The organism is Marinobacter excellens LAMA 842 (assembly GCF_001574445.1).
GTDB lineage: Bacteria > Pseudomonadota > Gammaproteobacteria > Pseudomonadales > Oleiphilaceae > Marinobacter > Marinobacter shengliensis.
On record NZ_LOCO01000013.1, the window covers coordinates 81124 to 95744 of the forward strand.

The 14621-nt window shown below is 58.2% G+C and carries 9 protein-coding genes; 5 read left to right on the forward strand and 4 right to left on the reverse strand.

The genetic code is table 11. The annotated features are described in order from the left end of the window. Positions 1–93: 93 nt before the first annotated feature. On the forward strand, positions 94–2235 hold the full coding sequence (locus J122_RS12220) for a RelA/SpoT family protein (protein WP_061332571.1): 2142 nt from the start codon (positions 94–96) through the stop codon (positions 2233–2235). A 77-nt stretch (positions 2236–2312) separates the two neighbouring features. Continuing rightward, positions 2313–2699 carry a RidA family protein gene (locus J122_RS12225; RefSeq protein ID WP_011784170.1) on the forward strand — a complete coding sequence of 129 codons (387 nt, stop codon included), beginning with the start codon at positions 2313–2315 and terminating at the stop codon, positions 2697–2699. Here J122_RS12225 and J122_RS12230 read toward each other — a convergent pair. Next, entirely contained in the window at positions 2692–3561 is an 870-nt protein-coding gene (locus J122_RS12230) for an NAD-dependent epimerase/dehydratase family protein (protein ID WP_061332572.1), read from the reverse strand. The two genes, J122_RS12225 and J122_RS12230, sit on opposite strands and share 8 nt — an antisense overlap. 76 nt (positions 3562–3637) lie before the next feature. On the opposite strand from J122_RS12230, the gene J122_RS12235 reads away from it, so the two are divergent. The 3 genes from J122_RS12235 to J122_RS12245 all read left to right on the forward strand — a co-directional run bounded on the left by J122_RS12235 (position 3638) and on the right by J122_RS12245 (position 8170). Beyond that, positions 3638–4597, forward strand: a complete 960-nt coding sequence (locus J122_RS12235) for a hydrogen peroxide-inducible genes activator (RefSeq protein ID WP_058091990.1) — start codon at positions 3638–3640, stop codon at positions 4595–4597. A gap of 8 nt (positions 4598–4605) precedes the next feature. Next, positions 4606–6681, forward strand: coding sequence for an ATP-dependent DNA helicase RecG (gene recG / locus J122_RS12240; RefSeq protein ID WP_061332573.1), 2076 nt, complete (start codon positions 4606–4608; stop codon positions 6679–6681). Positions 6682–6799: 118 nt separating this feature from the next. Then, positions 6800–8170 carry an aminoacyl-tRNA deacylase and HDOD domain-containing protein gene (locus tag J122_RS12245; protein WP_061332574.1) on the forward strand — a complete coding sequence of 457 codons (1371 nt, stop codon included), beginning with the start codon at positions 6800–6802 and terminating at the stop codon, positions 8168–8170. Positions 8171–8446: 276 nt separating this feature from the next. On the opposite strand, the gene J122_RS12250 is transcribed toward J122_RS12245, so the two are convergent. From J122_RS12250 to J122_RS12260, 3 genes are all read right to left on the reverse strand, one after another. After that, positions 8447–8905, reverse strand: coding sequence for a DUF2489 domain-containing protein (locus J122_RS12250; protein ID WP_061332575.1), 459 nt, complete (start codon positions 8903–8905; stop codon positions 8447–8449). Positions 8906–8930: 25 nt separating this feature from the next. After that, complete coding sequence (locus J122_RS12255; protein WP_061332576.1) at positions 8931–11225, reverse strand: molybdopterin oxidoreductase family protein; 2295 nt, start codon at positions 11223–11225, stop codon at positions 8931–8933. A 152-nt stretch (positions 11226–11377) separates the two neighbouring features. Next, entirely contained in the window at positions 11378–14614 is a 3237-nt protein-coding gene (locus J122_RS12260) for an Ig-like domain-containing protein (RefSeq protein WP_061332577.1), read from the reverse strand. Positions 14615–14621 lie beyond the last annotated feature (7 nt).

Sequence of the window (14621 nt, forward strand, 5' to 3'; positions counted from 1 at the left end):
AGCTATAGAAACCTGCTGGAAGGACAAGGGAAGGCCCGGATGCATGCATTCGGGCTTTTTTGTCCCTGGCGAACAGAGAACACTGGAGGCGCGGTGTCGGAAGAGGCAACGGTAGAAGAACTGGCCAAAGAGCTCAGTTCGTATCTGGATACCAGTCGCATCAATCAGGTGCGAAGGGCTTACTATTACGCGGAGCAGGCCCATGAAGGGCAGATGCGTAAAAGTGGCGACCGTTACATTACCCACCCTCTGGCCGTAGCCCACATCCTTGCCGAGCTGAGACTGGACCATCAAAGCCTGATGGCGGCCATGCTCCATGACGTTATCGAAGATACTGGAATCCCCAAAGACGCGCTGACAGAACAGTTTGGTGAAGATGTCGCCGAGCTGGTGGACGGTGTCTCAAAACTGACCCAGATTGAATTCCGCTCCCGAGCCGAAGCCCAGGCCGAGAACTTCCAGAAAATGACGCTGGCCATGGCCAAGGATATCCGGGTAATCCTGGTCAAACTGGCAGACCGCCTGCACAACATGCGCACGTTGGGGCCGATGCCCTATGAAAAGCGCCAGCGCATTGCCACCGAAACCCTGGATATCTATGCCCCGATTGCGAACCGGCTCGGGATGCATGCCATCTCCACAGAACTGGAAGATCTTGGCTTCTCCTCGCTGTACCCAATGCGGTCCAAGTACATTTCCAAGGCGGTCGACAAACTGCGGGGCAGTCATCGAGAGATCATTGATGAGATTCGGGGCAAGCTGCAGGAGAAACTGGAAGAACGGGGTTTGCCCGGGCGCATTCAGGGCCGGGAGAAACACCTGAACTCCATCTACAACAAGATGAAGTTCAAACAGAAATCCTTCCATGAAATCATGGATGTCTATGCGTTTCGGATCATCACAGACACGGAAGACGATTGTTACCGCATTCTGGGTGCAGTGCACAGCCTCTACAAACCGCTGCCGGGCCGCTTCAAAGACTATATTGCCATGCCCAAGGCCAACGGCTACCAGTCGTTGCACACAACACTGTTCGGCATGCACGTGAACATCGAAATCCAGATCCGCACCGAGGAAATGGAGCACATCGCCAATAACGGTATCGCCGCGCACTGGATGTACAAAACCGACGATTCCGGAGTCACCAACATCAATCAGTCCAGGGTTGATCGATGGGTGAAAGGGTTGATGGAAATGCGGGAGCGGGCGGATGACTCCATGGAGTTCATCGAGCACGTAAAGGTTGACCTGTTCCCTGACGAGATCTACGTGTTCACGCCCAAAGGGCGCATCATGGAATTGCCCAGCGGCGCCACATCGGTTGACTTTGCCTACGCCATTCACACCGATATCGGTAACGCTGCGGTTGCCTGCCGGATCAACCGCAACCTCGCCTCCCTGAGCCAGCCGCTGCAAAGTGGTCAGACCGTCGAGATCATCACTGCGCCCGGCGCCAAGCCGAACCCCGCCTGGTTGAGCTTTGTGGTCACCGGTAAGGCCCGAAGCAGCATTCGACATGTGTTGAAAACCCGCAAGCGGGCAGAGTCCATCGAGCTGGGCAGAACCCTGCTGAAGAAGTCCCTGAAAGGATTCGGTGCAAAACTGGCGGACATTAGCGATGCCCAGAAACAGGCTGTGGTGAACCACAATCAAGTCAACAGTTTTGATGACCTGATCGGCGATATCGGGCTGGGCAATCGCATGGCTTACCTGGTGGCGCGGCAGCTGGTATCTGGCAACGAAGCGCTGGATGGTCCTGCTAATCTGGAGAATGTGGAGGTCGACAAACAGGGCGCGGTGACCATTCGCGGTACCGAAGGCATGTTGGTGCGCTTTGCCAACTGCTGCAAGCCGATTCCGGGCGACCCGGTGGTCGGCATGATGGATTCCGGCAACGGCATGGTCATTCATTCCGACACTTGCTCCCGTCTGCCGGAAGACGACGAAGGCCGTGCCCGCCTGACCCACCTGAAATGGGCCAAAGACATCACCGATGAGTTCTCAGTGGAGCTGCGCGTAGAGCTGGAGCGTCAGCGCGGTGTGATTGCGGAGATGGCCAACGCCGTGGCCATGGCCGACGGTAATATCGAACGGATTAACGTGGAAGAGCAGAATGCCAAGTTTGGTATTGTCAGTCTGGTGGTTCACGTGAATGGCCGTAAACACCTGGCACGGGTGATGCGCCGGGTGCGCAACATTCGGGCGGTGACCCACATCAGCCGGGTTCGCCACTGACCAGACCGAGGTATGGTTGACAGTGGCCACGGCGAAGGGTGACGATTGGCGTTTTGAACGAGAGGAAATTACAGGTCATGACCAACAAATCTGTCATCCAGACTGAAAACGCCCCTCAGGCGATTGGTACATATTCCCAGGCGGTGAAAGCCGGGGACACCGTGTATTTGTCTGGCCAGATTCCGCTGGACCCGGAAACCATGGAAGTGGTCGCAGGTGACTTCGCCGCCAAGACCCGCCAGGTGTTTGAAAACCTGAAGGCTGTGTGCGAGGCCGCAGGCGGTGAGCTGAAAGACATCGTCAAACTGAACATTTACATGACCGACCTGGCCAACTTTGCCACCGTGAATGAAATCATGGCGACCTATTTCCAGGAACCCTACCCGGCACGGGCTGCCGTGGGCGTGGCAGCGTTGCCGAAAGGTGTGCCTGTGGAAATGGAAGCCGTGATGGTGCTCAGCTAAGGCCGTCGATGAGTTCCCGGTATCCTGCCTTGTAATCGGGGTACCGGAACTCAAAGCCGGTGGCCAGCAGGCGCTGATTGCTGCATCGCTTGCTGCCGGCTCTGCCGCCCTTACGGGCACCCTCCACCGGATCTTTACACGGCACCTGCTGCCGAACCCACGCTACCACGTCATCCAGCCGCACCGGCTCGCAATCACTACCAATGTAGAGATCGTCCAGTGGTTCTCCCTTCATGGCATTTTCTGTCAGCCAGGCGACCGCCCGGGCCGCATCCTGCTCGTGAATCCGGTTGCTGAACGGGGCAGGGGGCTCTGGGTTCATTCGCCCTTCAAGAACCTCCTCCAGAAAGCGTTGCCGGCTGTGGCCGTAAATACCGCTGAACCGGACCACGGTGGCCGGGTGAATACTGTTCAGGGCGGTCTGTTCGCCTTCGAGAATGAGTTGCCCGGTGAAGCGGTCTGGCCTGGCCTCACTGTGTTCATCCACCCAGCTGTCGTCGTTCTGGGCGTACACGCTGGTGCTGCTGATGAACAGGAGTCTGGTTAATTTATTCGGACCCAGGGCATTGATCAGGTTCTGTAGTCCGGTGACGTAGGCATCCCGGTAACCCGGTTCGTCGTAGCTTGATGGTGTCAGGCAATAAATCACCACATCAAGATTTTCTGGCAGCTGGCCCTTCAGTGTGTCTGGCCGGGTCAGGTCGGCACCTATACCTGTAACCTCGGGCGGTACCTTGTGTGGGTTCCGGCGCAAGCCGTACACGTCAGCCGTCTTCGCCAGCAAGGAGGCGATGTCGCCACCCAGCTTGCCGCAGCCCGCCACCAGGATTCGCGTTGAATGTTTGCGATCCGTCATTGCCATAGACAATTTCAATCCTTATGCTTTCGCTGATAAAGTATGTGAAACTTCGACCTGCACCCTGTGACCGGAGCTCACCATGACACTCACCGAGTTACGATACGTCGTTACGCTTGCCCGGGAAAGGCATTTTGGCCGCGCGGCAGAGCGTTGTCACGTCAGTCAGCCCACGTTGAGTGTGGCGGTTAAAAAGCTGGAAGATGAGCTCGGCATTCCGTTGTTTGAGCGGAGCAAAAGCAGTATCCGCGTCACTGAAGTGGGCCAGCGGATTATCGAGCAGGCCCAGCGGGTTCTGGACCAGGTGGGTGTCATCAAGGACATGGCCCAGGACGGCAAGAATCAGCTCAACTCGCCGCTCAAGGTGGGTGCCATCTACACCATTGGTCCCTATCTGTTTCCGCACCTGTTGCCGGAGTTGCGCCGCGCCGCGCCGGAAATGCCGCTCTACATAGAAGAGAACTACACCGCCAACCTGCGACAGAAACTCCGTCATTCCGATCTCGATGCCATCATCATCGCCTTGCCATTTGAAGAGCCGGAGGTGGTCACGCTGCCGCTGTATGATGAACCCTTCGTGGTGTTGCTACCGGCTGACCACCCGCTGACGGCGAAAGACCAGATCACGGCGGAAGAGATGTCCAAAGAGCAGCTTCTGTTGTTAGGGCCGGGCCACTGTTTCCGGGACCAGGTGCTGGAATCCTGCCCGCCATTGGTTGATGCCATCACCAAGCGCACTGATAACGGCCAACCTGAACTGGTTACTGAAGGCAGTTCTCTGGAAACCATCCGGCACATGGTGGCTTCCGGGTTAGGAATCACCGTATTACCCCTGTCTGCCGCCACCGCCATCAAATACCAGGAAGATATCCTGGCGGTGCGACCGTTTGCGCCGCCGGTACCCTTCCGCACGGTCGCCCTGGCCTGGCGCGTAACCTTCCCCCGCCCGAAAGCCATTGATGTGTTGTCGCTGGCGGCCAGCCAGTGCCGCGTAATGGAGAAGGCGAAAACGGCAACGCCGGTGGTTGCTGAGCGCGCCTGAGGGCTGTTATGACGTCACTGGACGACATTTCCGTTACCCAGCTCAAGGGCGTAGGAAGCGCCCTCGCGGGAACCCTTGCCAAGCTGGGTATCCATTCCATTCAGGACCTCCTGTTTCATCTGCCTTATCGTTACGAAGACCGAACCCGCGTTGTCCCCATGGGCAGTTTGCGCATCGGCGACGTGGCGGTGGTCGAAGGCGAAGTCATGAAGGCCGACCTGGTAATGGGGCGCCGTCGATCGCTTCAGGTTACCCTGCGGGATGACAGTGGTTTTCTGGTGATGCGGTTCTTCCACTTTAACGCAGCCCAGAAAAACCAGCTGACTGAAGGCGCTCGGGTTCGTTGTTTCGGTGAGGTTCGCCCCGGCCGGGCCGGTTATGAGTTCTATCACCCCGAATACCAGGTTAATCCGCCACCCATGGCAGCTGCCGGTGAGGCGACACTGACTCCGGTCTACCCACTGACCGAGGGCATTCAGCAGCCCCGGGTGCGAGGCCTGTGCCAGCAGGCCCTGGGTTACCTGGCCCGTTTCCCGATCAAGGACTGGTTGCCGCCGTCACTGTTATCAGACTATCAACTGCCTGGTATTACTGACGCGGTCAAACTGGTGCATTCTCCTCCTGCCGATGCGGCGGTGCATTTGCTGATGGAGGGCCGGCACCCGGCCCAGCAGCGCCTGGTGATGGAGGAATTGCTGGCCCATCAACTCAGCCTGTTGCAGGTGCGTGAGCAGATTCAGGCCCGGGCGGCGCTCCCACTGTTGCCGACCGGTGACTTGCCGGAGCAGTTCCTTGACCAACTGCCGTTCAGCCTGACTGGCGCCCAGAAGCAGGTGATGAAGGAGATCCGGCAAGACCTCAGTCAGCCGGTGCCCATGCTGCGCCTGGTCCAGGGCGATGTTGGTTCCGGAAAAACCGTGGTGGCAGCTCTGGCAGCGCTACAAGCCATTGGCTCGGGCGCTCAGGTAGCCCTGATGGCACCGACGGAGATTCTGGCCGAGCAGCATTACCGGAACTTCCAGGGCTGGCTTGCCCCTTTAGGGATTGAACTCGCCTGGTTGTCTGGCAAGGTAAAGGGCAAGGCCCGGCAGGAGGCTCTGGCAGCGGTTGCTTCCGGCCAGGCGCAGGTGGCCATCGGTACCCATGCGCTGTTTCAGGACGAGGTTCAGTTCCAGCGCCTGGCCCTGGTGATTGTTGACGAGCAACACCGGTTTGGTGTGCACCAGCGCCTGGCGCTTCGCGAGAAAGGCGTCGGCGGTCAGTTGGCCCCGCATCAGTTGATCATGACCGCAACACCGATCCCCCGAACCCTGGCCATGAGTGCCTACGCCGACCTGGACACGTCGGTGATCGACGAACTGCCGCCCGGCCGGAAGCCGATAGAAACCGTTGTGCTGCCGGATTCCCGCCGTGATGATATTGTTGAACGGGTGCGCACCGCCTGCCGTCAAGGCCGCCAGGCGTATTGGGTGTGCACGCTGATTGAGGAATCCGAAGCGCTACAGTGTCAGGCTGCGGAGGTGACAGCGCAGGAACTGGCGGAGCGATTGCCGGATCTGAAAATCGGATTGGTCCATGGTCGGCTCAAAGCCGTAGATAAGGCCAGCGTAATGGAACGGTTCAAGAGTGGCGAGCTGGACTTGCTGGTGGCCACCACCGTGATTGAGGTGGGAGTTGATGTACCCAATGCGTCGCTGATCATCATTGAGAACCCGGAGCGTCTTGGGCTGGCGCAACTGCATCAGCTGCGGGGGCGTGTGGGCCGGGGGGAACAGGCCAGTTTCTGTGTGTTGATGTATCACCCGCCGTTGTCGAATAACGGAAAAGCAAGGTTGCAGGCGCTCAGAGACAGCCAGGATGGTTTCTTTATTGCCGAAAAAGACCTTGAGATTCGTGGCCCGGGTGAAGTTCTGGGTACCCGACAGACGGGCCTGATGCAGTTCAGGCTCGCGGACTTTGAACGGGACAAGGGCTGGATTGAACCCGTTAAAGCGATGGCGCCGGCGCTCATGCGACAGCCAGCGGTGGTGTCCGCTCTGATCAGGCGATGGCTCGGGGAGAATATTCGGTACGGCGAGGTGTGAGGCCGAGGCCATACCCTGTTGGCTCATTGTGGCCTGACCCACTTTCTGCCCAGAGTTTGCTTGAAATTAGCTGCACAATGCAGCCAAATAGGTATCAAACCTTCTTTTGGAGAAAGCTATGGAGCTCCCTGTTGCGGTTCAGCAAGCGCTTGGCGACAGCGCCGCGGGGGTGTCGCTGAGAAATGCGAACCAGGTTCAGCCACAGCACCGGTTGCGTATGGTGCTGCTGAATGACAGTGAGGGAAATCTGCAGGCTATTTGCCGACGTGACGACTTGCTGGATCTTGAGGCTCTGAACAAACAGCTCGGCCGTGATCTGAGGATGATGCAGCGGCGCGAGCAGGTCCGGGTGCGCCAGCGCTCCGGATTACAGGAGTTGCCCGCCTTGCCATCGTTGACCGGTTGGCCGACCGTGATCGACCAGAGGGTGGATGACCTGGAATCCGTCGCCCTGGAATTGGCGGATCAGAAACTGGCGATCATGATGCCAGCGGCGGATTTCCGCCAATTGACCGCCAAGGCGGAGCGCCATGACTTTGCGGTGGATACCGACACCATCTCTGTGAATCTCGACAACCACGGTGCTGATCGGGACCAGTTGCATTCTGCGCTGAAAAAATTTACAGGCCTGCGCATCCAGCAACGGCTGGAGGATACCCTGGAATTGCCGCCACTGCCTGAGACCGCCCAGCGCATTATTCACCTTCGGGTAAACCCGAACGCGGTCATGGGTGACCTTGTGGATGTGGTAGAGAGCGATCCCAGCCTGGCAGCCCAGGTAGTAAGCTGGGCGTCGTCCTCGTTTTATGCCGCGGCGGGGCAGGTGCGCTCGGTGCACGATGCGGTGTCGCGGGTGCTGGGCTTTGATCTGGTGATGAACCTTGCTATGGGCCTGGCCCTTGGGCGGGCACTCAAACACCCGAAAGACCATCCGGATGGCTACGTGGATTACTGGCAGCAGGCCATCTGGCAGGCGCAATCGGCTGGCATTCTGGCGAGTATGATGCCCCGGGGCCGGCGCCCGATGTTTGGCCTGGCGTATCTGGCTGGCCTGTTGCACAACTTTGGCCACCTGGTGCTGGCCCAGGTGTTTCCTCCCCATTTCAAACTGGTTTGCCGCTCTCTGGAAGTGAACCCGCATATAGATTCCAGCGTGATCGAGCATTACCTTCTGGGCATCACCCGTGAGCAAATCTCCGCCCAGTTGATGGAAAACTGGGGCATGCCCGACGAAGTAACCCTGGCCATCCGGTATCAAAAGAATCCCACCTACGATGGCCCCCACAGTGATTACGCGCGATTGCTTTGGCTGGGGCGTCAGTTGCTGACAGAACGAGGGGTTGCACTGGGGGCAGGAAAGCTGGCTGACGCTTCCGTATATGAGGAGTTAGGCCTGGATCGAGAGGCTGTGGAGGAACAGTTCGATGTGCTGGTCAACAGCAAAGACAGCATTATGACCATGGCCGGCATGATGGGCCAAGGCTTGTAAAAAAGCCGGCCTTGGAAGGCCGGCAAATTCAACCGCTTTGCAGAGTCGTCCAAACTTATCAGGAGACAACAACACAGGTTTCTGCCCCGGATGCGTGGGGGCAGCGTCCTTGTTTAAAGTTAGACAAGTTACGGGAAAAGGAAAGCACCAAATGCTGCTTCGCAATCCATGAGCGCAACGTCAGGTTTGCACGGAAAGTAAAACTATTGATTTGCTTTGCTATATTTCTCTGGGCGCCCGGCTATCAGTTACAAAAAATTACAAAATAGGCGCCGGTCAATCGAAACGGTGGTGCCTTATGGCGGTCGCTGCCCGGCGCACCTCGTCTGAATGGGCCTGTTCGACAGCATGGCGTTCTTTATCCATCTTCTCGACAAAGCGGGTGTCGGTGGCCTGCCGGGCCCGATGAGTCGGCATGTGCTGAATCTTGTCGTGAACCTCCTGAAACACCCGGAACGGTGATTTTTCCAGCAGGTCCGGGGCAACGTGATCCAACAGGCCCTTGAGTCGCAGGCAAGCCTCGGAGTATTCCACCTGGTCTTCCTCCACCGCCATGGCAATAATCCGGATGCTCTCAATCATTTCGTCCCGGCGCTTGGCCTGGAACTCCTCTGATTTTTTCTGGCGCAACCGGTGTTCCGAGATCGCTCTGGCCTGGCGCCAGATGTAGAACAGCAGAATGCCTATGGCCACCAGGCCAATAACGATGATGACCAGCTGGAGCCCTCTGGGCATGATGTGTCTCCCTGTGGTGAATGTGTCAGGCCTGCTTGAGTTGCGCCTCAGTTTGCCAGACTTTGACACTCACTACCTGCCCATTTAACACGGATGTGCCGGAAACCGGGTCCACATCGGCGTCGTTGAGCACGTCATTGATGCTGGCGCCAGCATGGGCCGCTGCCGTGGACTGGCCGGTGCCCGGGCGATGATGACCCCAGCCATGGGGGATGGACACCACACCGGGCATAATATCCTCGGTCACTTCCACCGGCAGGACCACTGATCGGCCACCGGAGCCGATTTCCGCCTGCTGGCCATCAGTCAGCCCACGGGTTTCGGCATCCACTGGGTGCATCATCAGTGTGCAACGGCTCTTGCCCTTAACCAGACGCTGGCTGTTGTGCATCCAGGAGTTATTGCTGCGCACATGGCGCCGGCCGATCAGCTGCAAGTCATTGGCTTTGCCGGGCTCCAGCAAGGCTTTCAGCCGTTCCACATCGGCAAGATATCGGCGTGGTGCCAGATTTATCTTGCCATCCCGGGTATACAGGCGCTCCGGCAGCGAAGGTTGCAGGGGGCCAAGATCAACGCCGCTGGGATAGTCTTTCAGCAAGGACAATGACAAACCTTTGGGTAACTCCTGCCAGCGCCGATTCAGCGGGCTGAGTTTGGCCAGGCCTTTCAGGGGATGGCGCTTGGGCAAGCTGTCAATGGCCAGGTCCAGTGCCGGCTGAACCAGTTTGCCCGCCTTGCCCAGGTTGGCGCCGTAGGGGCCGGTGCGCAGCAGGGCGTCCAGAATCGGGTCTGGCCCCAGGGCTTTGAATGCCTTCCAGCCCAGTTCAGAGCGTAGCGGCAAACGCCCGCCTTTGCGGGCTTTTTCGAGGCGGTGGGCCAGTTCCAGAAGAATCTGCCAGTCGTGGCGAGCGTCTGCTACAGGTTCAAACAGGGCTTCGCTGTATTTGGCCACGTTGCGAACCGCAAACATGCTGAAAATCAGATCGTAATGGCTGCGCTCAAGCGCGGCGGTGGGCGGCAGTATCACGTCGGCGTGCCGGGTAGTTTCGTTCAGGTAGTAATCCACCGACACCATAAACTCGAGACCTTCGAGGGCCTCATCCAGCCGTTGTCCATTAGGGTTCGACAGAACCGGGTTCCCGGCCACGGTCACGAATGCACGGATCTGCCCGTCACCGGGGGTGAGCATTTCGTCGGCCATGGTGCTGGCTGGGTACTCGCCGGCGAACTCCGGCAACCCTCGAACCCGGCTGTGTCGCTTGGCAAAGTGCCCATTCTGGCCAGACAGGGCACCCAGAGCCACCAGATCAACGGCGGGTTGGGTAAACAGAACGCCGCCGGGAATATCCAGTTTGCCGGTCAGGATGTTGAGGCAGTAGGCCAACCAGGTGGTGGTGGCACCGAACGCCTGGGTGCTGGTGCCCATTCGGGTATACAGCGCGGCCTTGCGGGTGTTCGCCAAATCCCGGGCCAGCTGGCGAATGTCGTCTGCAGCAATGCCGGTGGGTTCTGCGACCGATTCCGGGCTGAAGCCAAGCGCAGCCAACCGCAGCAAACCCATGTCTTTCACCAGCCGCTCAGCCGCGCCGGCGTTAACCAGGTTCTCCGCAAACAGGGTATGTACCATGGCCATCAGCAGCAGGGCATCGGTGCCGGGGCGAACAAAGTGGAACTGGTCGGCGAGTTTGGCGGTTTCGGTACGGCGGGGGTCGATCACGACCAGCTTGCCGCCACGCTGTTTCAGGGCTTTGATCCGCCCGCGTACGTCCGGCACCGTCATCAGGCTGCCATTGGAGGCCATCGGGTTGCCGCCAATGCAGATGAACAGGTCGGTGTTATCAATGTCCGGAATCGGGAACAGGATCTGGTGCCCGAACATTTCCAAGCTGGCCAGCATATGCGGAAGCTGGTCGTTGGAGGTGGCAGAAAACCGGTTCTGCGTGCCAATGGCATGCAAGAACGGCATGGTGGTCATCAGGGTGCCGTGGTTATGTACATTGGGGTTGCCCAGGTACACGCCGATGCTGTTGCGGCCGTGGCGTTTGCGAACGTCTGTGAGCCGCTCGGCTACCAGGTCAAAGGCTTCATCCCAGGACATCTCCTGCCAGCCGTCGGCGGTTTTACGAATCGGCTTGCGCAGACGCTCGGTATCCTCATGCAGATCCTGCAAGGCAACCGCTTTCGGGCATATATGGCCCTGGCTGAGCGGGTCCTGCTCGTCGCCCTTGATGGAGGCAATCTTGCCATCCTCAACCTCAATGGCGACGCCACACATGGCCTCACAAAGATGACAGGTACGGTAGTGTGTGCCGTTTTGCATGGGGCTCTCCCGGAATTGTTGTTTTAGGTTTCAAGTTGCAACCAGATTATCAGGAAATGGCCGCCAGATGAAAGAAAGGATGGTGGTGGGTGGCTGACCTTTGTTCATAAAAAAGGCCAGTCCGGAGACTGGCCTTGCAGGCAGGGCCTGGGTTAACGCTGAGCCGGTATTTCCTTTACCGGGTTGGAGATGAAGTTCAGGTAAACGCCTTGTTCCGGTATAACCAGAGGAATGGTGATGTCTCCTCTTTCCGTTTCCGTTGACGAGTCCGCAAGGCAAGTGACTATGCCAGTCAATCCCCTCTCTTCAACACATGCTGCATAGCTCAGGAACTCACCAATAATGGGTACCGTGACGTTAACCCGGACATCAATGCCTGGGCTGTTATTATTTCTTTGCTCAACCTGCATGCGTCCATCATCAAAGAACACGATGGGGCCATCGAGCTCAAGTGTTACCGGCTTGCTATAGAGATCGTGTGAGAGCGCTGAAGCAATGGGTAATGAGAGGTTCGGCGCGTCCAGGGTCAGATCAGCCGTAGTCATGAACGTGGGGTGTCCGTCTTCGCCCTCAACAATCAAACCCTCAACCAGCCCCATCGGGTTGTCTTCGGTTGGCTCGCCGTAGGTCATGCGCAGAATCTGCGGGCCGGTTGCCTGTTCTCCGAAGCCATCGAGGAATACGCTTGCGGAGGTTGTGGCCAGCATGGTCGGATAAAGCAGAACCCGAATGGCTTCCTCGCCGGTCTCCTCGTCCAACACTACCGTTCCCATGATTTCGGTATTAAGACCGTAGGTCTGATAGATGAATTTGTTCTCCGGACATTCCTCCGATGCTGAGCAACCGACGCTGGCACCAACTGGGATACCGAGTGCGCTGGCCTGATTGCCAATAACTCCCAGCTTGGCTGCGTTTGCCGAGGGCAGGAAACCTCCTGCGCCATCTTCCTCATGAGCAAAAGGCTCCAGACAATCAGCCGCACCGGGCGAGGTGCAGTCGATCACATAGTTGGAGTTGGTGTCTCGCACGGGCAGGTTGCGAAGCGGCGTAAACACACTATTAACCGCCTCCGTCCCACGGAAGTAGATCTCCATATCGGGCCCACCAACATCTTCTGGATCAACCAGGAGATCGGTTTGCAGCGGATAGCCTTGCTCTGAGCAGATGGCAGACTCGCAGTTCATGCCAGTGACAGACGCCATGGTGTAACGGTAATAGCTGCCGGGCTCCCAACCTTCATTGGGATAGAAACGAATGCGCTGATTGTTCTTTTCCAGTCGACCGGTGACTTCAGCAAAGTCGCCGGCTTCGCCGCGTTTTTCCACTCTGAAAGTGTCACCTAAACGGATGCTGTCCAAGTTCATGGACTGAGAGAATACGACCGTAATCGGCCGATCCTCCGGCAGGGTAGTGATCGGCAACACCTGACCAGCCGGGCCGTCAGGCGCTGCGTCCAGACATTGGCCGTGATTCGGGCTGGCTGAATCAAGATCAACGGGTGTGGTGGCACAGGGATAGCCGGGATAGGTGGTCAGTGCAATCGGTGAGACAAACTCAACGGTGGTCTCGGAATCATCCAAAGCTTCAAGTGTAAAATTCAGTGGCGCGAGTGCCACAGGGTTGCCCGCAAGGTCAGTGAGGCCGTTCACTTCCACAGAGTAGGTAACTCCGTGTTCCAAGCCACCCTCGGGATTGAGCACCAGAGCGGTGCCATCAAGGTTATGATCGAAGGCGACGGGTGTTCCATTTGCCTTGAGCGTTACCCCGCTGCTGATAGATTCGGCATCCAGCGGCTCATCAAAGAATAGAATCACTGGATCACCCGGTCGCTGCATCGACTGACGGGTAGATGGGGTGGCATTCTCAGGGCCTGGCATCCAGCTCACCAGTTGCGGTGGTGTGTTGTCCAGCTCCCGCAGCGTATCTGCATCCAGGACTGAATCCACGTCTGTGGCGGCCTGCAAGTGGAAGGCAATAGTCGAATCGGTAAACTCCTGGCCCAGCAGGTTGGGCTCGACCATGCCGATGGCGTCGATGGTCAGCACGCCATTCTGTACCAGTGCAATCCCCCGCAGCTCCACACCCATCAGATCCTGAGACAGCGAGGCATTGGGCTGCGCTTCCTCGGTGTTCATGGAAACATCCATAAACAGGGTAATGTGACGCGGGGCATTCTGGTTGTCAGTGTAGGGGTTCGGGCTGAGGTAACCGGAGGCATCCGACAACATGGTGACCTTGATGTTCCCGGTGGTCTGCAGTTGTCCGGAGTCTGCATTCAGGATCGGCACCGCACCGCCGATCAGGACATCCAGGCTGGTGCTGTTCAGAACACTGCCTTTGGGCACACGCAAGGGCAGGGCCTCATCCGCCCTGAAGGCGGGGGCGTAGGCCAGCTCCGCGAACAGGTCCCCGGTTTGCTGGGAAGGACCAGCCACGCCCTGGAGCACCGAGTTCAGGGTTACGCCGTTGATAATCTGCCCATTCAGGATAGAGCGTTGGGCGGCATCTTCCGATGCTCCTTCACCAAGACCGGAATCCACCGCCGCCTGTTGAAGCACCACGGTCGGGCCGGTATCGCGGGGCTGGAAGCTGAATTCCTGGCTGAATCGGTCGCCATCCGGGCCATTGGTCAGGCTGGTCAGGTTGTTGAGCTTGAGTGTGTAAGTCTGGCCGGCTTCGAGAACATCCGCCTTGCTGCCGCAGTCTTCCGGGTCTGCCGTGACGCAGGGATCAACCGTAATGCGATTGCCTTTGACCAGAACAGTGGCCGGTACCGCCTGGTTGTCTGAGTCCAGCAGTTCGATGGTGCCGCCGAGCTTTTTCCAGTCCGGGTGGACAGGGTGGGTCATGGCCAGGCGAAAGGTGGAGAAGTTCATGGCCTGGAAGGCGCTCCCCTGATCTGGCACCTGCCAGGCCACCCGGAAGGTTTCGTCGGTATTGGTCAGGTTGGCGATGGCGGTAAAATCACCCCGGGTGTCGAACTGGATACCCGGTTCGCCGACCGCATTAGGCGTGGCGACGGTGCGACCGCCCTCCGCTGCCAGCGGCTGTTCGAAGGTGACGGAATAGCGGGTCAGGATATCTAACCTGCCAGTGGGCTGGAGCTTCAGGCTTTTGCCACCGTCGATTTTCTCGACGGAAAAGTCCTGAGAGCTATCGCCAGAACGGATACTGATTTTCTCACGGAGTGTGGCTTCATCATCGGTTATCGCATGTGAGAATCGCAGTACCAGCTCGGTTTTCGGACTCACATCGGCTTGTCCGTCCATCGGGAAGGAATACACCACAGAACCGGGCGCAGAGCGCTCACTCATGGTCTGTTCATCACTGCCGCCGCAGGCGGCGAGCAGAATTGCGGGAACGAGTGCCAGTATTTTATTGTATTTCATGGCCTTC